18 protein-coding genes are annotated in these 21,602 nt (G+C 71.4%); 12 read left to right on the forward strand and 6 right to left on the reverse strand.

The annotated features are described in order from the left end of the window. Nucleotides 1-11 precede the first annotated feature (11 nt). The 4 genes from AB0L75_RS32310 to AB0L75_RS32325 are packed head-to-tail and all read left to right on the forward strand — an operon-like array spanning nucleotide 12 to nucleotide 8,045. Nucleotides 12-6,047 (forward strand): SDR family NAD(P)-dependent oxidoreductase, encoded by a 6,036-nt coding sequence (locus AB0L75_RS32310; protein WP_365188136.1) that lies wholly within the window; start codon nucleotides 12-14, stop codon nucleotides 6,045-6,047. Further along, entirely contained in the window at nucleotides 5,965-6,426 is a 462-nt protein-coding gene (locus AB0L75_RS32315) for an acyl-CoA thioesterase (RefSeq protein WP_365188138.1), read from the forward strand. Before AB0L75_RS32310 ends, AB0L75_RS32315 begins: the two co-directional genes overlap by 83 nt. Then, on the forward strand, nucleotides 6,419-7,117 hold the full coding sequence (locus AB0L75_RS32320; RefSeq protein ID WP_365188139.1) for an NAD(P)-binding domain-containing protein: 699 nt from the start codon (nucleotides 6,419-6,421) through the stop codon (nucleotides 7,115-7,117). Before AB0L75_RS32315 ends, AB0L75_RS32320 begins: the two co-directional genes overlap by 8 nt. Before the next feature lie 34 nt (nucleotides 7,118-7,151). Continuing rightward, entirely contained in the window at nucleotides 7,152-8,045 is an 894-nt protein-coding gene (locus AB0L75_RS32325; RefSeq protein ID WP_365188142.1) for an alpha/beta fold hydrolase, read from the forward strand. A 7-nt stretch (nucleotides 8,046-8,052) separates the two neighbouring features. Here AB0L75_RS32325 and AB0L75_RS32330 read toward each other — a convergent pair whose 3' ends face one another. The 3 genes from AB0L75_RS32330 to AB0L75_RS32340 form a co-directional block, all read right to left on the reverse strand. Beyond that, the gene (locus AB0L75_RS32330) at nucleotides 8,053-8,604 is read right to left on the reverse strand and encodes a peroxidase-related enzyme (protein ID WP_365188145.1); all 552 of its coding nucleotides are present in this window, start codon (nucleotides 8,602-8,604) and stop codon (nucleotides 8,053-8,055) included. Between the two features lie 139 nt (nucleotides 8,605-8,743). After that, on the reverse strand, nucleotides 8,744-9,016 hold the full coding sequence (locus AB0L75_RS32335; RefSeq protein ID WP_365188148.1) for a hypothetical protein: 273 nt from the start codon (nucleotides 9,014-9,016) through the stop codon (nucleotides 8,744-8,746). Nucleotides 9,017-9,405: 389 nt separating this feature from the next. Next, entirely contained in the window at nucleotides 9,406-10,485 is a 1,080-nt protein-coding gene (locus tag AB0L75_RS32340; RefSeq protein WP_365188154.1) for a cobalamin-independent methionine synthase II family protein, read from the reverse strand. Between the two features lie 442 nt (nucleotides 10,486-10,927). On the opposite strand from AB0L75_RS32340, the gene AB0L75_RS32345 reads away from it, so the two are divergent. From AB0L75_RS32345 to AB0L75_RS32355, 3 genes are all read left to right on the forward strand, one after another. Beyond that, complete coding sequence (locus AB0L75_RS32345) at nucleotides 10,928-11,473, forward strand: hypothetical protein (protein ID WP_365188156.1); 546 nt, start codon at nucleotides 10,928-10,930, stop codon at nucleotides 11,471-11,473. Nucleotides 11,474-11,506: 33 nt separating this feature from the next. Beyond that, a complete protein-coding gene (tatC, locus tag AB0L75_RS32350; RefSeq protein ID WP_365188159.1) occupies nucleotides 11,507-12,397 on the forward strand; it encodes a twin-arginine translocase subunit TatC in 891 nt (296 codons plus the stop codon). Between the two features lie 78 nt (nucleotides 12,398-12,475). Next, nucleotides 12,476-13,792, forward strand: a complete 1,317-nt coding sequence (locus AB0L75_RS32355; protein ID WP_365188161.1) for an AarF/UbiB family protein — start codon at nucleotides 12,476-12,478, stop codon at nucleotides 13,790-13,792. 88 nt (nucleotides 13,793-13,880) lie between these two features. Here AB0L75_RS32355 and AB0L75_RS32360 read toward each other — a convergent pair whose 3' ends face one another. Further along, nucleotides 13,881-14,573, reverse strand: coding sequence for a twin-arginine translocation signal domain-containing protein (locus AB0L75_RS32360; protein ID WP_365188163.1), 693 nt, complete (start codon nucleotides 14,571-14,573; stop codon nucleotides 13,881-13,883). Between the two features lie 405 nt (nucleotides 14,574-14,978). Between AB0L75_RS32360 and AB0L75_RS32365 the strand changes: the two genes are divergently transcribed. Further along, nucleotides 14,979-15,602 carry a hypothetical protein gene (locus AB0L75_RS32365; protein WP_365188166.1) on the forward strand — a complete coding sequence of 208 codons (624 nt, stop codon included), beginning with the start codon at nucleotides 14,979-14,981 and terminating at the stop codon, nucleotides 15,600-15,602. A 47-nt stretch (nucleotides 15,603-15,649) separates the two neighbouring features. On the opposite strand, the gene AB0L75_RS32370 is transcribed toward AB0L75_RS32365, so the two are convergent. Together AB0L75_RS32370 and AB0L75_RS32375 are read right to left on the reverse strand one after the other, a co-directional pair. Beyond that, nucleotides 15,650-16,318 carry a hypothetical protein gene (locus AB0L75_RS32370; RefSeq protein ID WP_365188168.1) on the reverse strand — a complete coding sequence of 223 codons (669 nt, stop codon included), beginning with the start codon at nucleotides 16,316-16,318 and terminating at the stop codon, nucleotides 15,650-15,652. A gap of 1,038 nt (nucleotides 16,319-17,356) precedes the next feature. After that, nucleotides 17,357-18,829, reverse strand: a complete 1,473-nt coding sequence (locus AB0L75_RS32375) for an MFS transporter (protein ID WP_365188170.1) — start codon at nucleotides 18,827-18,829, stop codon at nucleotides 17,357-17,359. A 509-nt stretch (nucleotides 18,830-19,338) separates the two neighbouring features. On the opposite strand from AB0L75_RS32375, the gene AB0L75_RS32380 reads away from it, so the two are divergent. From AB0L75_RS32380 to AB0L75_RS32395, 4 genes are all read left to right on the forward strand, one after another. Next, a complete protein-coding gene (locus AB0L75_RS32380; RefSeq protein WP_365188173.1) occupies nucleotides 19,339-19,518 on the forward strand; it encodes a hypothetical protein in 180 nt (59 codons plus the stop codon). Next, the gene (locus tag AB0L75_RS32385) at nucleotides 19,515-19,973 is read left to right on the forward strand and encodes a hypothetical protein (RefSeq protein WP_365188176.1); all 459 of its coding nucleotides are present in this window, start codon (nucleotides 19,515-19,517) and stop codon (nucleotides 19,971-19,973) included. Before AB0L75_RS32380 ends, AB0L75_RS32385 begins: the two co-directional genes overlap by 4 nt. A gap of 203 nt (nucleotides 19,974-20,176) precedes the next feature. After that, nucleotides 20,177-20,800 (forward strand): TetR/AcrR family transcriptional regulator, encoded by a 624-nt coding sequence (locus tag AB0L75_RS32390; protein WP_365188178.1) that lies wholly within the window; start codon nucleotides 20,177-20,179, stop codon nucleotides 20,798-20,800. An 81-nt stretch (nucleotides 20,801-20,881) separates the two neighbouring features. Then, the gene (locus AB0L75_RS32395; protein ID WP_365188181.1) at nucleotides 20,882-21,583 is read left to right on the forward strand and encodes a ribonuclease HII; all 702 of its coding nucleotides are present in this window, start codon (nucleotides 20,882-20,884) and stop codon (nucleotides 21,581-21,583) included. Nucleotides 21,584-21,602 lie beyond the last annotated feature (19 nt).

Genomic DNA, 21,602 nt, shown 5'->3' on the forward strand with positions numbered 1-21,602 from the left:
GAGAGTTGCCGTTGTCCCCGCACGAGAAGGCCGAGAAGGCCGGAACGGCTTCCCGCGACGGCATCGCCGTCGTGGGGATGGCCTGCCGCTACCCCGATGCCGACGACCCCGCGCAGCTGTGGGACCTGGTCCTGCGCCGGCGTCGCGCGTTCCGCCGCCTGCCCGCGGAACGCCTCGCCGTCGAGGACTATGCCGACCCCACGCGCCGCGACCCGGACAGCATCTACGGGACCAGGGCCGCCCTGCTGGAGGGCTGGCACTTCGACCGGGGTGCCTTCCGCGTCCCCGGCGCGGTGTACCGTGCCACGGACCCCGCCCACTGGCTCGCGCTGGAGACCGCGGCTCGCGCGCTGGAGGACGCCGGGGTCCCCGGCGGCGCAGGCCTCGACCGGGCCCGTGTCGCGGTGGTCATCGGCAACACACTCACCGGCGAGGTCACGCGCGCCCGCGCCATGCGGTTGCGCTGGCCGTACGTGCGGGCCGTGTTCGACGCCGTCCTGTCGGAGGAAGGACTCACCGGGAGCCAGCGTGAGAAGGTGCTGGCCCGGACCGCGCAGCGCTACCTGGAGCCGTTCCCCGTACCCGACGACGAGTTCCTGGCCGGCGGCCTCGCCAACACCATCGCGGGCCGGATCTGCAACCAGTTCGACTTCCACGGCGGCGGATTCACCGTGGACGGTGCCTGCGCCTCCTCGCTGCTCGCCGTGACCACGGCCTGCGGGCGGCTGCGCGAGGGCAGCGCCGACCTGGTGCTGGCCGGAGGCGTGGACATCAGCCTCGACCCGTTCGAACTCGTCGGGTTCGCACGGCTCGGCGCGCTGGCCGAGGACCGCATGAGGATCTACGACAAGGAGGCCACCGGGTTCCTGCCCGGCGAAGGATGCGGGGTCGTCGCCCTGATGCGCAGCCGGGACGCGGCCGCCGCGGGGATGCCCGCCTACGCGGAGATCCGGGGGTGGGGGATCTCCTCGGACGGCGCGGGCGGCATCACCCGCCCCGACCGACGGGGCCAACTCCTGGCGCTGCGCCGGGCCTACGCGCACGCGGGTGTCGACCCGGCCGCGACGGGGCTGCTGGAGGGCCACGGAACCGGTACGGCGGTGGGCGACGCGATCGAGCTGCAGGCGTTGTGCGCTCTGCGTGCCGGGTCGCCGCGGCCGGCCGCGCTCGGATCGATCAAGGCCAACATCGGCCACACCAAGGCCGCGGCCGGGCTGGCCGGGCTGATCAAGGCGTGCTTGGGCGTTCACGGTGGCGTGCTGCCGCCGACCACGGGATGCGACAGCCCGCGGGACGAACTCGTCGGCGAGGGCGCGGTGCTGCGGATCCTCGCCGACGCGACCGAGTGGCAGCACGGGCCGCGCGTCGCCGGGGTGAGTGCCTTCGGGTTCGGCGGCATCAACACCCACGTGGTGCTCAGCGAGCCCCGGCACCCGGGGCCGCGGGCGCGCGCCACCGTCCGCTCCGCTCCGCCCCGCCCCCGCCGGGCCGACCCGGAGCAGGAGCTGATCCTGTTCAGCTCCGACAGCCCCGAGGAACTGTCGGACCGGCTGAGACGCCTGGCACGGCTGGCCCCGCGGCTGTGTGACGCCGAACTCCACGACCTCGCCTGTGCCTGGGGCCGCGCACCCCACCCCGGCCCGGTCCGCGCCGCCCTGATCGCCGACTCCCCCGAGCAGCTCGCCCGGCGCGCCGAGGCCGCCGCGGCCGCCCTCGCCGAGGCAGCGCCGGGCACACTGGCCCGGCGCCTCGGTGCATGGGCGGGGAACGGCTGCCCGGGCCGGGTCACCCTGCTGTTCCCGGGCCAGGGAGCCCCGCTGCCCGTCGGCCCGGGTGCGATCGGCGCCGACCTGGCCGAGGACGGGGCGAGCATGCTTCCCCTCGCCCACGGACCCCGCCCGGTCGCCGACACGGCCGCCGCTCAGTCGGTCGTCCACCGGGCCTCGCTGACGGGCCTGCGGTGGCTTCAGAAGCTGGGCGTACGGGCCGAGGCGGCGCTCGGGCACAGCCTGGGCGAGTACGCCGCGCTCGTCTGGGCGGGCTGTCTGAGCGCGCACGAGAGCCTGGAACTGGTGGACCGGCGCGGCCGGACGATGGCCGAGCTGTGTGCTCCCGGTACGGGGATGCTGGCGCTCACCGTCGACGCCGCTGCTGCCGAGGAGCTGTGCCGGGGCACCTCGCTCGTGGTCGCCGCGTACAACGGGCCACTCGCCCACGTGGTCGCCGGGCCGGCTGACGAACTGGCCACGCTGGCCCGGCGCGCGGCCGAGCGCGGCATCGACGCGCAGCCGCTGCCAGTGGCGCACGCCTTCCACTCGCCCGCCGTCGCGGCCGCGGCTCAGAAGTTCGCTCCCCTGGTCCGCGCCACCGGATGCGCGGTGCCCCGCGGCACGCTGCTCTCCGGCGTGACCGGCGGCGTCTGCCGTGCCGGGGGAACGGAGCTGCAGGATTTGCTGTGTGCGCAGATGACAGCACCGGTGCGGTTCTGGGAGGCGGTCCGCGCGGCCGCCGACCGGACGGATCTGTTCTGCGAGACCGGCCCCGGCCGAGCCCTCGCGGCGCTCGCCGCCCCCAGCGGCGTGCCCACGGTGTCCCTGGACGTCGGGGCGCCGGGGGCAGGGCCGCGTGCGCAGACGGCGGCCGCACTCTTCGCCTGCGGTGCGCTCGCCTCGGCCGAGGGGCTTTTCGAGGGCCGTGAGAGCCGCCCCGTGGACCCATGGCGGGAGCGGGTGTTCATCAGCAACCCCTGCGCCCGGCCCACACCCGGTCCCGGCACCACGCCGGCCGCCTCAGCTGCACTCGGCGAGCGGACCGTACCCGCCCAGCCGTTCGCGTCCGCCCAGCCGTTCGCGTCCGTACCTGCCGAGCATGCCGCGCCGGTCGGGCCTGCTGTCGAACCGGCCGTACCCGGCGAACCGCCCGTACCGGCCCAGCCGTCCACCTCCGTACATGTCGAACGGGCTGTCCCCACCGAGCCGTTCGCGCCCGCCGGCCCTGACGAGTCCGTCGTCCACCTGTCCGGGCAGGACATCGCCGACATCGTCCTGCGCGTCGTCGCCCGGGCCACGGAATTCGACGCGGCGGCGCTCACGTCGGATCAGCGGCTGCTCAGCGACCTCCACCTGTCGTCGTTGAAGGTCACACAGCTGGTCGCCGAGGCCGCCCAGGCGGCGGGTCGTGAGCCCCCGGCCGCGCCGCTGACCATGGCGGATGCGACGCTCGCCGAGATCGCCGAGGTGGTGCTCGCGCTCCCCGGAGCCGGCAGCGGCGACGGGCCCGACGCGATCGTCCCGGGGGTCGCGCCCTGGATCCGCTGCTTCGCCGAGGAACTGCGTCCCGTCGCACCGCCCGCCCCGGACCCCGCCGACCGCCCGGGCCGGGTCACCGTCGCGGCACCGGACGGAGCGGCGCCCGGCGCCGACACCCTTTGGCTGCCGGGCGGCGAGCCGACGGGCCAGGCCGAACTGCTGTACGTCCCTGACGCGGAGGCGCCGGAAGGGCTCGTCGGGCTCCTTGGCGCCACCCGCTCGGCCATCGCCGGTGGCGGCCGGCTGGTCCTGGTCACCCATGGTTCGGGCCTGTCCGGCTTCGCGGGCAGCCTGCACCAGGAACACCCGCGGCTCGGCATCACCGTGCTCCGGGTCCAGCCGACCGAGAAGGGCCTGGCGGCTGCCGCTGCCGTCGCGGGCGCCGAGCCCGGGATCCTGCGGGAACTGGTGGTGCGCGAGGACGGCACCTGTGCCGAGCCGGTCGCCATGCCCCTCCCCGAACCGGACGCCGTCGCCGAACCCGTGCTCGGCCCGGGGGACGTACTCCTGGTCAGCGGCGGCGGCAAGGGCCTGGGCTTCGAGGCCGCCGCCGCGTTCGCCCGTACGACGGGTGTCTCGCTCGCCCTGCTCGGCCGCGGTGATCCGGCCCGGGATGCCGAGCTGCGGCGGAACCTGGAACGGCTCGCCGAACTCGGCGCCACGGCTCGCTATCAGCAGGCGGACATCACCGACCCGCGCGCCACCGCGCACGCGGTCGCCGAGGCGGAGCGCGAACTGGGCCCGGTCACCGCTGTGCTGCACGCCGCCGGGATCAACCAGCCGCGGCGCTTCGACGACCTCACCGAAACCGACGTACGGGCGCACCTGGCACCGAAGACGACGGGGCTGGCCCATCTGCTGGCCGCGGTGAACCGTGACCGGCTGCGCCTGCTCATCGGATTCGGCTCGGTGATCGGCCGCTACGGGCTGGCCGGCGAGTGCCACTACGCGCTCGCCAACGGCCGGCTGCGCGAGATGCTCCAGGACGAGGCTTGTGACCTGCCCGGATGCCGCACCCTGGTGATCGATTGGTCGGTGTGGGCCGACGTGGGCATGGGCGAACGGCTCAGCGTGCTGGACCAGTTGGCCCGCAACGACGTCACGCCGATCCCCGTCGAGCAGGGCCTGGACCTGTTGTTGCGGCTGGCCGCCGCTCCGGGCCTGCCCACGGCGGTGACCGTGCACGGGCGCATGGGACTGCCGCCGCGCCCGCTGCCCGCGGACGCGTTCGGCGCCGCCGCCCGGTTCCTGACGCGTCCGCGCATCCACTACCCGGGCGTGGAACTCGTCGTGGACAACGCGATGACCGAGGACACCGACCCGTATCTGCGCGACCACCGCGTCGACGGGCTGCCGGTGCTGCCCGCCGTCGTAGGCCTGGAGGCGATGGCCCAGGCAGCCTCCGTACTGGCCGGCCGGCCGCTGCGCCGCTGTCGTGAAGTGACGTTCGACCGTCCCGTCACGTCGGCGGCCGGTGGCACCCGCACCCTGCGCCTGTGCGCGCTCGCCGGGGACGGCGCCGTCACCGTGGCCCTGCGCAGCGAAGAGACGGCGTTCCGGGCGGACCACTTCCGCGCCGTGTTCCCGCTGCCGGACGGCGACGGCGATGCGGAGCCGGCGGGCGAGGCGCCGTCCCTGCCGCCGGTGACCGGCGACGACCCCGAGGTCCCGGCCTCGGACCTCTATGGGCCGCTCTACTTCCACACCGGCCGCTTCCAGCGGGTCGACCGGCTCCACGGCCTGCGGGCCCGGCAGGTCAGGGCCCGGCTGGTCCCGGCCGTCGAGGGGGGCTGGTTCGCCGGAGGGCTGGCCCAGGGCCTGCTCCTCGGCAGCCCCGGGCGCAATGACGTGACCATCCACGCGTTGCAGGCCTGTGTCCCGGGCCGGCGGGTGCTGCCCGTGGGCTGCGAGGAGTTCCAGGTCGCCGGACAGGGCCTGGCGGACGGTGACGTCACCGTGCACGCCCGTGAGCGCTGGTCCGAGGGGGGCGCGTACGAATGGGACGTCGAGGCCGTGGACGAGGGCGGACGGGTCCTGGTCCGCTGGCGCCGGCTGCGGCTGCTGGACGTGGGCCGGCTGCCGCGCCGTGAGCGCTGGACCCGGCCGTTGTTCGCGGTGCACCTGGAACGGGGCGCGCTGGCGCTCGGCCTGGAACCCGCCCTGACGCTCGGCATCGAGTCGGGCGCACCGCGGGAACGTACCGTCCCTCCGGTGCGGCCACCGCACGGGACTTCGCGCAGCCACTGCGGTCGGCTGACCCTGACCGCCACGGGCCCGGCCGGTGTCGCCGTGGACTGGCAGCGGATCGAGCCCGGCGAGGCGGACGGGGTGCGCTCGGCGCTGGGCGCCTCGAACGAGAGCCTGTGGACGCAGCTGCGCCTGGCGCTGGACGAACCGGACCACGCCCTCGCGGCACGGCTGTGGGCGGTGGCCGAGTGCGGCAGCAAGGCGGGGTGCGGCCCCACCGCGCCGGTGACCGTGGACGGGGTCTTCGAGGACGGCTGGGTCCGTTTCCGCAGCGGGCGCTCGCTCATCGCGACCACGGTGGTCCCGGGCCATCTGGCGCCCGAGGGCGCTCAGGAGCCGGAGTCGGGCACCGGCGACGGACCGGGCCCGGTGATCGCCGTGGCCGTGATGGCAGGATCGGGAGGCACACATGTGGCAGCGCACGACGTACAACCACCGGCATCTGGTGATGCTGGAAGAGACGAACCTCGTCGGGAACGTGTACTTCAGTAACTACTTCCTGTGGCAGGGGCATTGCCGCGAGCGCTTCCTGGCCGAGCGGGCACCGGGAGTGTTCAGGGCTCTGCGCGAGGACTTCGCCATGGTCACCCTGTCCAGCCGCTGCGACTTCCTGGCCGAGCTGTACGCCGCCGAGGAGGTGGAGGTACGGATGTCGCTCGGCGCACGCGAGTCGAACAAGGTCACCATGCTCTTCGACTACTACCGGCTGCAGGACAGGACGGCTCAGCTGGTGGCCCGGGGAGAGCAGACCATCGGCTGTATGCGGCGTACCGCCGAGGGGATGGAGCCGATCGACGTACCCGGGGAACTCGCCGAGGCGCTGCGCCCCTACGAGCGGGAACCCGCCCTGGCGGTGGACCGGAGTGTCTGAACCGGACTCCCGCCCCCGTCGCGACACCTCCGCGGCCTCGCCGCTGCCCGCTCGGACCGCCGTGGTGGGCTGCGGACGCATGGGGTCCGCTCTGCTGCACGCCGCGCGCCGGCAGGGCCTTCAGGTCCTGGCCGGGGTGCGCGAGCATCGCCGCAGACGGCCTGGTGTGCCGCCGGAAGTGGTGCAGCTGGCGCCCGGGGAAGCCGCGGCGGCAGCCGAGCTGGTGGTGCTCGCGGTGCCGCCGGGCGAGCCGCTGCGGCAGGTGGCGGAGCAGTTGGAACCAGCGCTGGCCGGCAAGGTGGTACTGGAGCTGTCCAACCCTGAGATGACCCGGCGGGCCATGCCGGCACCGCGCGGGCCCTGGGGGCCGAGCGAGGCGGAGCTGCTGGCCCGGCGCCTTCCCCGGACGCGTGTGGCGAAGGCGCTCAACACGGTCTCGGCCAAGGCCCTCGGACGACTTGGGCCCGCGCCCTTGGGGGAGTGGCGCCGACCGAGCGTACCCGTCGCCGTGGACGATCCGTCGGCACAGCGACTGGTGTGCGCCTGGGTGGAGGCGCTGGGCTTCGAGGCGGTGCCGGCGGGACCCCTCACACATGCCCGCTGGCTGGAGCACCTGGCCCAACTTCTGTGCCACATCGACGAGCAGTCGGGGCGGACGGGGCTGGTGGGATGCCGGATCCTGCGCCCCTGAACCCACACCGTCATGAACCCGAAGGAGGGCACCTATGCGCGGTACACCTGATCCTGATGGCAAGCAGTCCGCCGGCCGGGAGGCGGACGCCCGGACGGTCATCCCCCTGCTGATGCCCGCTCCGCACGGTCCGCTCGCAGGCGTCGAGATCCGCCGTCCGGGTCCGTCCGGCCCTCACTGGAACGGCAGCAGAGCGGCGCTGGTGTCCGGAGCAGGGGGCGCCAAGGAGGACTTCCTGCCGCTGATGCATCGCCTGGCCGAAGCGGGACACCGGCTCTTCGCCGTGGACCTGCGCGGCCAGAACGAGACCCCTGGCCTCGACGACCCTGCCGCGTACGGTATCGACGCGCTGGCCACCGACATGGCCGTCGCGATGACGGCGGCGTGTGCCCGTAAGCCCGTCCACCTGGTCGGTCACGGTGCCGGCGCCGTGGTGGCGGCCACCGCCGTGGTCCAGGCCGGCTCCCGGAAGAGGTTCGCACCGTCGACGTGTCGCAGCCTCACCCTCGTCGCCCCCTGCTGGGACGGGCCCATGACGGCCGGTGACGCCCAGTCCGCCGACTGGGAGCGGCTGGTGGCGCGGCAGCACCGCGGCGGCACCATGACCGACGAGCGCCGTGCCGTGATCCGGCAGCGGCTGGCACGCAGCCACCCGATGAGCCTGAGGCACCTGGCGTCGGCCGCCGCCGCACCGGATCTCGTCGCCGGGCTGCGCGCCGAGGGCATTCGGATCCTGGTGGTGGGCGGTGCGCAGGACCCGCTGGTTCCGGCGGACCGCACCCGGGAACTGGCCCGGCAACTCGGTGCGCGCCACAGTGTCGTCCCCGGGGCCGGACATCTGCCGCACCACGACAACCCCGATGCCCTCGCCGCGGCTCTGAACGGGTTCTGGGCCGAGGAGGGCGTGGCAGAAATGTGGCAGAAATAGGGGGCCGTCAGGGCTGGAGGGGCACGACGTCGCGGTAGCCGTGGGTGGTGATGTGATCCGCCATCTCGGTGTACACGGCGTGCTGGTCGGGGACGGTGGTGGCGAGGGCGTCGACATAGCGGTTGTACATGCAGAACGCTGCCGCGATCAGGACGGTGTCGTGGATCTCCGTGTCCGTTGCCCCGGCGGCACGCGCGGTCTTGACGTGCTCGCGGGTGACCGCGCGCCCTCCTTCCTGGACCGCGTCGGCGACGGCGAGCAGGGCCTTGAGCTTGTCGGAGACGGGCGCCGTGGCCGGGTCGGTGCGGACCTGGTCGACCAGGGGCATGCCCTGGTCCAGTTGGGCGGCGGCGAACGCGGCATGGGAGTTGGTGCAGAAGGAGCAGCTGTTGAGGTGGGAGACCCGTGCGGCGATCAGCTCCCGCTCGCCCCGGCTCAGGGAGTTGGGGCCGCGCAGCAGGACCTCGGCCAGCTCGCTCAGCGGAGCGGCCGTCTCGGGCCGGAAGGCGAAGAGCGACACGATCCCGGGCAGGTCGTTGCCGACGTCGATGTGCGGCATACAGGGCTCCTTCAGTCGGACGAGCAGAAGCCGAGGCGGTTCTGACGCGCCGAGGCGGTTCTGACGCACCGTCATCCTGCTCCTCGTGGCATGGCCGAAACCGCTCTCCACAGTGGCGCGCCCCCCTGGGGCGCTCGCGTCAGGACTGCGCGGAGTGCTCGGCCAGTACGGTGAACGGCTCGATGGTGGCGACGGTCACCCCTGGCATGCCGGCGAGTTCCAGGCCCACCGGCTGCCGCGAGGCAAGGGTATGGCGGTTCAGCTTCCAGCTGGTGAGGTTGTCGTCCTCCAGGACCAGGGGTTCGGTGGTGGTGAGGGTGACCGGCCCTGTGGAGCCCAGGTCCAGGAGGCGGGGGCCGATCCGGTCCAGCAGGCCCGGCAGCACGTGTTCCACCTGGACGGTGAGGTGCACCGGGCGCTGTCGCCCTGCATCCGGTGCTCCAGCACCCGCAGCCGCCACGACCTGCCGGCGCGGTCGCCCGGGTCGGCCTCGACGCGCAGCCGGATCGAGCAGTCGATGTCGACGGTGCCCGATCCGGCGAGGGTGCGCGGCACCACCCCGCGCGCCGTGCTGTTGCACCGGATTTCCTGTTCGGATTTCCTGTCCGGCGCGCGGCAGCCCCGGCGGAGTTGAGGAAGTCGCGACGGCCCGCAGATGCGTGATCTGCTGATCTCATGCCCCGGAATCTAAGGGGCGGGCATACGGCGACTCCCCGTACCGGCTCCGGTGCGGCGATCATTCCGCCCGACCGGACGAATCGCGACGGGACTGCCGCCCGCACCGCCCGCCCCGCAGTCGGCCTACCGCACGTCCAGCGGAGCGCCCAGCGCCTGGGAGGCCAGGGCGGTTCCCCGTACGCGTGCCTCGATCTTGGCGAAGGCCAGGTCGCGCGAGGTGGACGTGTCGTCGGCGAACGGCGAGAAGCCGCAGTCGTCGCAGGTGCCCAGTTGGTCCACCGGGATGTGGCGGGCCGCGAGCAGCACCCGGTCGCTCACCTCCTCCGGGGTTTCCACCCTGGGATCGATGGGGTCGGTCACACCGACGAACACCCGCATGCCGGGGCGCAGTTGGTCGGCGATGGTACTCAGGACCCGCTCGGGATCCGCCTCGCTGGCCAGCTGGACGTAGAAGTTGCCCACCTGCAGCTGGAAGAGCTTGGGCAGCAGTCCGGCGTAGTCGACGTCCAGGCTGTGGGTGGAGTCGTGGTCGCCGCCGGGGCAGGTGTGCACACCGAGGCGGGCCCGCTCCGCCTCGCCGAACCGGCCGAGCACCTCGTTGTTGAGGGCGATGAAGTCGTCGAGGAGCGCGCCACTCGGGTCGAGCTTGAGTGAGAGGCGGCCCTCCGTGAAGTCGAGCTGGACGACGTGCGCGCCCGCGTCCAGGCAGCCGCGGATGTCGGCCTCCGCCTCGTCGGCCAGGTCGCGCAGGAACTCCTCGCGGGAGTACCCCGCGAGGGGCTCGGCCGGGTAGAGCAGGCTGAGCGCCGAGGGCGCGATGACCGCCTGCTTGAGGGGGCGGTCGGTGTGCCGCCGGGCGCCGCGCAGATACGACTCCGCGTGGACCTGGTAGCGGAACGGCCCCTCGGTCAGGTGTGGCAGCTGCCGGACGTGGCCGTCGGCGAACGGGATGACGGCGCCATGCGGTGCGAGGGTGGCCAGGCCGGCGATCGGGTAGGTGGCGAAGCTGGGCTTGGCCTGCTCGCCGTCGACCAGGACGGGGCAGTCCAGCGCCTCGAGGCGGGCGAGCGTGTCCGCCGCCGCCTGCTCCTGAAGCACTGTCAGTTCTTTGTCGTCCAGCCAGCCTTGGGCGTGCTCACCGAGAGCCTGTTGCAGGGCGCGAGGGCGGGGGATGCTGCCGATCGGCTCAGTGGGGATGCTCATGCGCCGGACCATAGGAACCCCCCCTGCGTCCCGACAAGGAGGCACGAGCACGCCACCAAGGCTGCGCCCCCGGCAGGAAGCACGGACGGACCTACGGCCGGATCCGTATCGCCGCAGGTCACCAAGAGCCCTGGCCAGACGGGAAGCCGACGTTCATCAGGGATCGGCAGACCTGCGGCCGGCATGGAGACCTCTGCGAGTTCACCGGATCGGGATGCCCGTCCAGGCGTCGAGTTGACCCGGTAACGCCTTGGGTGACGACTTCACAAGAGTCGGGTTCGGTCCGCGACCGGTGGATGCGCAGCGAGGGCAAGGGCCTCAACGAGTGAATCCCAGCCGTATGGCGCGCGTTTATGGCGATATGTGGTGATATGTGGCATGCAATTGTCGTCATGATGGGTGTGCGACGGAATCCAGCGACCTCGATGTTCCTCTTGGAGTGATGGTGTTCAACCTGAGCCCGTTCACCCTGGTCGCTCTCGCTCTGATCGCGCTGTTCCTCTACGGCCCCGACAGGCTGCCCAAGGCCGTCGGGGAAGCGGCCCGTGGCCTGCGCAGGCTGCGTACGGTGCTGCGCGGTGCCACCGACGGGGTACGGCAGGAGCTGGGTCCCGAGTACCGGGATCTGCGCCTGCGCGACCTCAACCCGCGGGCGTTCGTCGCGAAGCACCTGCTGGAGGACGACAGGCCCTGGGACCCGCCGAAGCCGCAGTGGCAGCCGGGTCCCAAGCCCGAGGGCTGGCCGGAGCACGTGCCGTTCCCCTCGGCCGCCGAGATGGGCATGGACGAGGGGGCGGACCCGTTCAGCGCGCCCATCCCGTATGAGCGGACCTCGCCGCCGGCACGGGACACATCGGCTGCGGCGCCACAGGGGCCCGTCACGCAAGCGTCACCGGCGGCCGCGGCGGGGGTGCCGGCGTCGCGGATGTCCGCTGCGGAAGGCTCCGCGCCGGAGAACGGCGAGGGTGTACGGACGCACGACCGCTGATCTCTTCGCTCACGCATGAGGAGTTCCGTCCCCGTGGACACGACCCGACTCGACAACCCCCGGACCCCGGCCTTCCCGGGCGGCCGCCGGATGCCCTTTCGCGAGCATCTGCGCGAGCTGCGCAACCGCTTGGCGAAGGCCCTGCTCTTCGTGTTCCTCGGCACGGTGGCCGGCTGGTATCTGCACCCCTGGCTGATCACCGAACTCACCGGTCCCAGCTGCCACATCCCCGGATTGCACGGGATCGCCCCCGCGACACCCGCCTGCCCCAACGGGCTGATGGTGCTGCAGGGCGTGATGGCCCCACTGACCTTCACATTCAAGGTGGCCCTGGCCGCGGGAGTGGTGATCTCCAGCCCGTTGTGGTCATACCAGCTGTGGGCTTTCGCGGCGCCGGGGCTGCACCGCCACGAGAAACGCTACACGCTCGGTTTCGTCGCAGGCGCCGTGCCGCTGTTCCTGTCCGGGGCCGGGCTGGCCTACTGGGTGTTCCCGCAGGCCCTGCGGATCCTGCTCGGTTTCACGCCGGGTTCCTTCAGTAACTTTCTCCAGGGCGATCAGTTCCTGGAGTTCTTCATCAGGATGATCCTCGTGTTCGGCCTCTCCTTCGAGATGCCGCTGCTGCTGGTGCTGCTCAACTTCGCGGGTGTGGTGAGCGCCGGAAGCCTGCTGGCCCGCTGGCGGACCCTCGTCCTGCTGATCTTCGTGTTCTCAGCCCTCGCCACCCCCACGGGCGACCCGCTCACCATGATGGTCCTCGCGATGCCGATGACCGTCCTGTTCGCCCTGTCGCTGGCCGTGATCGTCTGGCGCGACCGGGTGCGCACGCGCAGGGCGGGGTCGGCGGCGCTCTCGCCCGACGAGGCGTCGTCGCTGGACCTGACGCCGTCACAGATCAAGGTCCCGGCGGGAAGCGGGGACTGACACCCGGCCGCCCCGCCCAGGAGCCATCTCGAAGTCCTCTCGTAGCCCCCGTAGCCCCCGTAGCCCTCGGAGTCATCGATGAATGCCGACACCGTCCTGCCGCACGCGGACCCGGTCGCCACCGTTCCGCGCCGAGCGCTCGCGGGGCGCGCGGCGGTCCTCCTGCTGGTCCTTCTGCGTAGCGCCGTGGTATTCGCCGGGCAGACGGCGATCGGGGTCCTGCGCCGCGACCTTCGTACCCGCCGGGACCGCTGGCTGATCGATCTGGTCACCCGGCTCGGACCCGCCTTCATCAAGGCCGCCCAGCTGCTGGCCACCCGGGCGGACGTGCTGCCGCCACGCGTGTGCGCCGTACTCGGCCGCCTGCATGACGGCGTTCGGCCCGTGCCGCTGACGACTGTGTCCGGCGAACTGCGGGACAGGGGCCTCGTACTGGACCGGGGGACCGACGGGACCGCCCGCCCGGTCGCCGCCGGCAGCATCGCCTGCGTCTACCGTGCGACCACCTCCGACGGCCGCAGGGTCGCGGTGAAGCTGCGACGCCCCGGAGTCGCCCGACAGCTGGCGGTGGACCTGGAACTCATGCGCAGGGGCACCCGGCTGGTGGCCCGGCTGCCGCAGATGCGCGGTCTCCCGGCCGTCGCCGTCGTCGACCAGATGGCGCAGGCGGTCCACGGCCAACTGGACTTCCTCAGGGAGGCGCGCTTCCTGGAGGAGTTCAAGGAGAACATGGCGCAGGAATCCGGTCTCCGGGTGCCCGCCGTACACCGGGAACTGAGCCACGACAGCGTCCTTGTCATGGAGTTCATGGAGGGCCTGCGGCGCCGTGAGCCCGACGAGTTCCCGGACGGCGTCCGCGAGCGGGCGGTGCTGTCGACGCTGCGCGGGATCTACCGGATGCTCTTCATCGACGGGCTGGTCCACTGCGACCTGCACCCCGGCAACCTCTACTTCCTGCCGGACGGCGACGTGGTACTGGTGGACGCCGGCTTCACCGTGCGCCTGAACGAGTGGACACGCGTCAAGTTCGCCTGGTTCTTCCTGCAGATGTCGGTCGGGGACGGGGAGGCCTGCGCCCAGATCGTCCTGTCCACGGCGACCGCCGGGCCGCAGGCCGACACGGACGGCTTCACCCGCGAACTCACCGCGCTGGTACGGGCGAACAGCGGGGTGTCCGCGGCCGACTTCGACCTGGTGACGTTCGGCGCCTCGCTGTTCGACATCCAGCGCCGCCACGACCTGTACGCCGCACCGGAGTTCGTGTTCCCCCTGCTGTCCCTGCTGGTGCTGGAGGGAACCGTACGGGTCTTCGCCCCGCAGGTGGACTTCCAGAATGAGGCCGGTCCCTATCTGATGAAGGCCGTGTTCGGCGAGGCCTTCCAGCCTGCGGCCTGAGGCGGGGCCTTCGTCCGGGGCGTCGTACCAGCGCGCCGCGCCCCGCCACCTGGCAGGTGGCGGGGCGCGGTTCGGCGTCCGACGTCTCTCAGGCGCTCTGGTTGACCGTGACCGGGAAGCCCTGCAGCTGGCCGGCCTGGTTGCCGTTCTGGTCGAGGAGCGGCACGTTGCCGCCGAGCGTGTAGCCCTGGTTGGCGGGCGGGAACGCCTTGAGCAGGCCCGAGCTGAGCGTGGCCGGGTGGTTCGGGTCGGTGGACAGGACCAGCGGCGGGCTGCCGTCCTTCGGGGCGACCGTGAGCTTGAAGAGCAGCTTGATGATCATCTCCGGGAAGGGCGGGGTCGGCGGGACCCCGGTCGGGTTGCCGGGGTTCATCTGCAGCAGGCTCAGCGGTGTGATCGTGGTGTCCGACTGCTCGATGGTGACCGTCTGGGTGGGGGTGTCCGCGACCACCTTGTGGCCGATGACCTCCAGGACGAGACCCGTCTCGTTGCTCGTACGGACGCAGATGTCGATGCCGCCCTTGAAGTCGAGGTTGACGACCCCGGTGTTGATCTGCAGTGGCACGTTGGAGGCGTAGCAGCTGCACGGGATGTCCACGCCGACGGGGGGCAGCGCGAACGGGAACGCGGGCTGCAGAGCGGCGATCCGCTCCGCCTCCGCGGCCTGGGCGGCACCTGGTGCCAGAGCTCCGGCGCCGACCGCTGCGGCGGTGACCGCCGCTCCCTTCATGAACCCGCGGCGGTCGCTCCCGCTTCCGGTGATCTCAGCAGACTCAGTCATGCGACTGTTTTTCCTTTCTCCAAGGTGAGGGTGGGCAGCACTTGGGCCGTCCTGGAAGGCTGCCGCCACCCCGTGTCGCTCACGGCTGGGTCCTACGGCAGCAACGACTCACGTATACCGCAACAAAAGTGACGAATCGTCATAAACATTGCATTTCCTTCAATTAGAGGCCCATTTGCTCGGGTTCCGCACTGGTGGGCGGTGTGTGAAGAGTCCTTGAACGGGGCCGAACGGGTTAGTGGCGCTGCCGTCATGTCCGCTTTTCCTGCCTATTTCGGCCTTCAAGAGGTTGGATACCGCATATCCAGTCGGGTCGAATGGTGGCGGAGCTGCCGCCATGGCCCACCGAGGGCAACGGAAAGGCCGTTCGTCATGACGGATGGACAGGGACCGGCCACCGGGACCATGAGAGCTGCCGGTTCGGGGCGTCGAGGCGCGGCCCGCCTGGTCGGAACGTGGTGCGCCGCGGCCGTACTGGCGGGCTCGGCGGCGGTCATGGGCGTGCACCCGGCGGCGGCCGCCGGGAAACCGCATCCCGTGCTGGTCGACGCCCCGCAGAAACGGCCCGTCTTCATCGCGCCCGGGCGCGCGGGCCTGGCGCGCATCCGGCTCCGCAACACCGGCAGGAAGAGCATGCGCAACGACGGGCGCATGTACATGGAGATCTGGGCCCCCTACGGCACCCGCTTCACGGACACCAAGCTGACCCCGCTCCACGGTGCGCCGGGCGGCTGGGCCTGCAAGGGCGACGCGTACCGGAAGGGCGTTCCGTACGAGAGCACGATCCTGCGCTGCTTCTCCGACCGTCACGGGCGGGTCGCCCGCGCCGGCGGAACGGCGGCCTGGCAGCTGAGGATGAAGGTCGTACGCGGCACACGGGCCGGAACCACACTGGCCACCACTCCCTACAACCAGGGAGCCGCGTTCCACTTCAGCTACCGCGGGCGGTCCGTCTGGACGACCATGTCCCTGAAGGTCAGGACTCCCGGCAAGTCTCACCAGAACCCCCGGAACAGACGGCATCGCTGACCGGGACGCGGCCGCACCCCGGCACGGAGGTGCCGGGGCGGGTGCCGTCAGGATGCCGGCGAGGCGACCGGCGTACGGGCTTCCAGGGTCATCGCGTGTGAGTCCCACCAGGTGCCGGAGCTGCGGCCGGCGGGGTGCAGCCGCAAGGACGCCCAGCCGTTGGCGCTCCTGGTGCCGGCCGGCAGCTCCGCGGGAGCCGCGATGTTCACCTTCCAGTGCCATTCCTTGGCAGGCGGCGGCCCGCTGTAACCGGATGTGCAGACCATGTGGGTGCCGTCGTGCGTCACGGGGGTCATCCCGTGGAACATCCGGCAGGACCACCCTCCTGGCGCACGGTCGACCGGCGTCACCGTGGTGTCGGCCAGCCGCATGAGTTCCGGTGAGTACACCGTCAAGGTCAAGCTGCTGACGCGGGAGGGCAGGCCCGTCGTCCTCTTGATCCCGAACGTCACTGGGCCGGACGCCCCCGGCTTGATGAGGGTGGCTGGACTCTGGGGGCTGTCGGTCCCCCAGTACGGCGGTGGGGCGCCCGCCCCTGGTGCGGCAGTGGCCGGGGCGGGCCCACCGCCCAGGGCGAGCGCGGCGCCCGCCGCAAGGACGGCGGCGCACCATGTCCCCGCGCGTCCATGCGTGCCCCGGCGGACGGACGGACGGCGTTCGGCGCCGGTGCCGGGACGCGCCGGCGTCATGGCCGACCGTCGCAGATCGGTCGTCATCTGTGTCTCTCTCTCGCTTCTGGCGGGTGTCGATCTCCGAGGCGGCGGCGCGCACAGCGCCCCCGTCGGATCGGATACTCATCCCTTCCTCAGCGGCTCCCCGCCGTCCCGCGCGCCGACATGCCGAAGGCTCACCTGATCGCCACGCACGCCGGGCTCCCGCACAAGCCCACTGCGACGTCGGGAGGAGGTGGTCGTGTGCGACGGTGCCTGCCGCCCGCCCACCGGACACAGCGACTTGGCCGACTGCGGCCGACCGTGCGCGCTGTGCGCATCGAAGCTGTCCCTGTCCTGCATACCCGCAGGCCGCCTGAGCCTGTTCCGCTTTGACGGACACCATCGGTGTGGTGGTCAGGCCGCCAAAGGGCCTCGTAGTCGGCAGGACTGCGGTGGCTTGTGGCGAAGAACGACTCGGCCATCCCGTTGTCCCAGCTCTGGCCGGTCCGGCCGACCAGCAGCCGGATGCCCGTGGGACTGCTCGTGGACCGCGCTGATCCGCTCGGTCAGCTCCGCGTCGCGCAGCGCGCGGGGGCCCGGGGCGCTGGTGCGGTGAACATAGAAGGCGGCACGGGAGACCTTCAGCAGCTCACACGCGGTGTGACGCGGTGGCCCGCTTGCCTCTTCGCCTCGATGGGAAGGTGGTCGGGAGAGCACGGGCAACCGTCTGGAGACACCGCCCACGTCACCGCCCTGCCGTGCTGCCCAGGTCGTGCGGGTGTCGGTCCGAACAAGCAGCGCAGCGTGGGCTGTGACGGAGGCCGCGGCACAACTCCTCGCTCGCCGCCGGATCCCCGTCACGGCGGCCGGCCCCAACGTGCCGTACTGCCTGCAGGCACTCGACCGGCTCCCGCGTACGGCCCGTACCGGCCTGCTAGTACGGCCCGCGTTCCAACGGGCGTGACCAAGTTTCGAATTCGGGCCGCGGCGTGTCGGCGGGAGCCTCCTGGCCAGAGGGCGCCGCACGGCGCCCGTAGGCCGACGCACCCGTGGCGGGCGGGGCGATCGGTTACGGACGCCGTGATCGGGGGACGCGCGGGGTCACACGACCGGGGCGCCGCCCGCACCGCTGAGGGCTTCCAAGTCGCTCTTGCGGACGCGTATGACGACCGCAGCGACGACGAACGCGAGGACGGCCATGGCGGCGGCCGGGATGAAGGCAGTGGAGATCCCATGGGCGAGGACTTCGTGACTCCACGGGGCCGGCAGCTGGTGGGACTTGGCGAACGCGTCCTTCTGCTCCGGCGTGGCCCGGCCCATGAACGACGAGGCTTGCTTGGTCGCCTCGTCGCGGCTGGCCGAGCCGAAGACAGTGGTGAGGATGGACAGACCGAGTGAACCGCCCACCTGCTGTGTCGCGTTGAGAAGAGCGGAGGCCGCGCCCGCCTCGCGCGGGGCGACGCCGGATACGGCGGTCACGGTGACGGTGACGAAGTTGAGCCCCATCCCGAAGCCGAAGACCAGCATCGGGCCCAGCACCCCGCCGACGTACGAGCTGCCCGAGTCGACCAAAGACTGCCAGGCCAGGCCGATGGCGACGAGGGCGGTTCCGGTCATCAGGAACGGCTTGGGGCCGAACACCGGCAGCAGCCGCTGCGATATCCCCGCGCCCACCGCGATGACCACGGTGACGGGCAGGAAGGCCAGGCCGGCGCGGGTGGGGGAGTAGCCGAGCACGTTCTGCACGAAGAGCACGATGTAGAAGAACATGCCGAACATCGCCGCCGCGAGGCTGATCATGATCACGTACGTGCCCGAGCGGTTGCGGTTGGCGAACATCCGCAGGGGGGTGATCGGTTCCTTGGCGCGGCTTTCGACGAACATGAACGCGGCGAGCAGTACCACGGCCGCGCCGAACGCGCCGAGCGTCAGCGAGTCCCGCCAGCCGTCGGATGCCGCCCTGATGAACCCGTAGACCAGCGCGACCATGCCGAGCGTAGAGGTGAGCGCGCCGGTCAGGTCGAAGCGGCCGGGGTGGCGCTCCGACTCGTTGATGTAGCGCGGTGCGAGTGCCGCGATGAGGATGCCGATGGGTACGTTGACGAAGAGCACCCAGCGCCAGTCGAGCCAGTCGGTGAGCAGTCCGCCGGCCAGGAGTCCGATGGCGCCGCCTCCCGCGGAGACGGCCGCGAAGATGCCGAACGCCCGGTTGCGCTCGGGGCCTTCGGGAAACGTCGTGGTGATGAGCGCGAGCGAGGTGGGTGATGCGATGGCGCCGCCCATTCCCTGCAGGACTCGTGCGGCCAGCAGCTGCCAGGGTTCCTGAGCGAGTCCGCCGAGCAGCGAGGCGAAGGTGAACAGCAGGATGCCGGCGATGAAGACCCTGCGGCGCCCGAGGATGTCCCCGACTCGCCCGCCCAGCAGCAGCAGGCCGCCGAAGGTGAGGGTGTAGGCGCTGACCACCCACGTCAGGTTGGTCGTGGAGAAGTTCAGCGCGGTCTGGATGTGGGGCAGGGCAATGTTGACGATCGTGGAGTCGAGCACCACCATCAGCTGGCACGCGGCGATGACCATGAGCGCGATGCCCGGGTGTGAAGGGCGTGAGGCCGGACCCGGTGGCGTGTGCACGGGTGACTGCGTCTGTACCTGATCGTGCGTCACAGAATGTCCCCCAGAGACGAAGTAGTGAACGTGTGCGTTCACTACTTCGGACGATATCGAGTCGGCCTTCGTGAACACAAGCGTTCTCTAAAGGGGTTGACCTTGCAGGGGCGCCGTGGGTTGAGAAGGTCGGCGGGCCAGTTGCCCAGGCAGCGGCCCTGGACGAAGAGGACCCGAGCGTCCCCGCGGTCCAGGCGTTGCCCGAGCCGATACCGCTGGCGGTCACGTTCACCGCTCCGCCCCTGCGTACCGCCGCCCTGCGCGAGCAGGTGGAGGCGGATGCCGAGGCGCCGAATGTGCCGCGCGAGTGGATCGACACCTACCGGTGTCTCCGGGACCGCCTCCGCGCCGGCGCAGAAGGCCGGCTGTGGTCTGCGGCCCAAGGGCGGCCAGTTGGCTACAGGCCAGGGAGGTGGGGCGCCGTGAGTAGGGAGCCAGGTTCTACGGTGTCGGAGCTGGAGCTGGAGCTGGAGCTGGAGCTGGAGCTGATGGTGGAGAAGGTCATCACCACGGTGATGTCCGTGACAGCGGTCCAAGCCGCGCAGCAAGGGCTGGATCAAGACGCCGCGATCCAGCTGGTGCCCCAGGCCGCCGACCCATGAACGCCGAACTCACTCAGCTGCGCAAACTCCGCGAGGAGGAGGCCGTCGTATGGCAGCGTGAGACCGAGGTCGCGGAGCGCCGGGTCAGGGATCTTTACGCCCTTGTCGAGCGGGCCCGTGCCCAGATGCCCTTGATGAGCGACGAGGGCCGGGCGGACGTCATCGATCTCATCGACGTCGAGGTGACGCGAGTGGTGGAGGTGCTCGCGGGGTTCCGGACAATTCCGGTCGTTCCGGTTCCCGAGGCATCGAAAGAGCCGCCGTTGCCTGACATGCTGGTCGAGGGCGTGGTCGAACCCCACTTGTTCCCCACGGACGACGACGAAGACGGAGACGGTGAAACGCGCGTTGGAACGGTCGCGTCGAGTACCACCATGAGTTGGCAAGCCGCGATGACGGTGAGTGCGATGCCGGGGTGCCCCTCCCGGCGGGCCACGCCCGGATTCGGTTTCTGAAGCAGCTGAGAGGTCGTCACTATGGGCCCCCCACAAAGGCGTTAGTGAACGATTGCGTTCACTGTCGCACCCGCGGTAGTGAGTCCCCAACGGTGAACGCAAACGTTCACTTAATCCTGCGCCCCGCCTCGCGTCCCCCTGCTGCCGCGGCGCGGCGCATCCCCCCGGAATCCCCGCTTCCCCTGCATGTTGGAGAGACATCGATGGTTACCTCGCGCTGGACGGCCGCTCCCGCTCGGGCGGCTTCCCCTCGTCGGCGCGGAGTGGTGCTGGAGCGCGCGATCCTCGACGCCGCGCTGGAGCAGCTCGGCGAGGTCGGCTGGAAGGGGCTGACCATGGAAGGAGTCGCGGCCGGCGCCCAGACCGGCAAAGCCGCGGTGTATCGCCGCTGGCCCTCCAAGGAGGACCTCGTCGCGGACGCGCTGGCGGCCGGACTGTCCCGGGTGGACAAGGCTCCGGACCTCGGCAGCGTGCGCGAGGATCTCCTCGCCCTGTGCCGGCAGGTGCGGGAGATCATGTACTCGCCGCTCGGTGTGGCGCTGCGCTCGGTCATTCACGAGTGCGATCGGGTCCAGGCGGATCGCTTCCAGGAGGTGATCGTCGGAGGTGTGGTGGAGCCGACGGTCAAGCTCCTCGGTGAGGTCATCACCCGTGGAATAGAGCGTGGAGAGGTTCGCCGGGACGCCGCCAACAGCTATGTCCTCGATGCCGTACCGGCCATGATGATGTACCGCTCGAAGATGTGCGCCAGCGAATGGAGGGACGAGGATCTCGTGGAGATGATCGACCAGCTGATGCTCCCGCTGCTACGGCCCCACGGAGGCTGATCCCAGGCGCCGGCGGCCCGCGCGGTGCTCGGGCGACCGGGGTGTCGGGCGACGATCCCGGCGGCGTACGCTAAGGGCGCCATGCCGTACGAACCGCCTACCCACACTGTCGAGCGCTCCCTGCGCGCCACGACCGGAGCGAAGGTCATTGCCGGTGTCGACGAGGTGGGACGCGGCGCCTGGGCCGGACCTGTCACCGTCTGCGCCGCGATCACCGGACTTCGCCGCCCGCCCCAGGGCCTGACCGATTCCAAGTTGCTGACGATCAAGCGGCGCACAGAACTGGCCGAGGTCCTGCGAGCATGGGTGACGGCCTATGCGCTGGGGCATGCTTCCCCCGAGGAAATCGACGACCTGGGGATGACGGCAGCGCTGCGGCTCGCCGCGATCCGTGCACTGGAAGCCCTGCCGGTCCGCCCCGAGGCAGTGATCCTCGACGGGAAGCACGACTACCTCGGCGCCCCCTGGAAGGTGCGCACGGTGATCAAGGGCGATCAGTCGTGTGTGGCCGTGGCGGCCGCGTCGGTGATAGCCAAGGTTCAGCGCGACAAATTGATGGCCGAACTGGGTGTCGACCATGCACACTTCGGGTTTGCGGACAACGCCGGGTACCCGTCGCCCGTGCACAAGGCCGCACTGGAGGAGTGGGGGCCCACCCCGCACCACCGCTTGTCGTGGGCGTATCTTGATGCGTTGCCTCAGTGGCGGCACCTCAAGAAGGTCCGCAGCTGGGCGGACGGAAGCGTTCCTGTGATCGAGGGCCAGCTCGGCTTCGATTTCTGACAGTTCCGATCGCACTGAT

This window comes from Streptomyces sp. NPDC052101, assembly GCF_040680235.1.
Classification (GTDB): Bacteria; Actinomycetota; Actinomycetes; order Streptomycetales; family Streptomycetaceae; genus Streptomyces.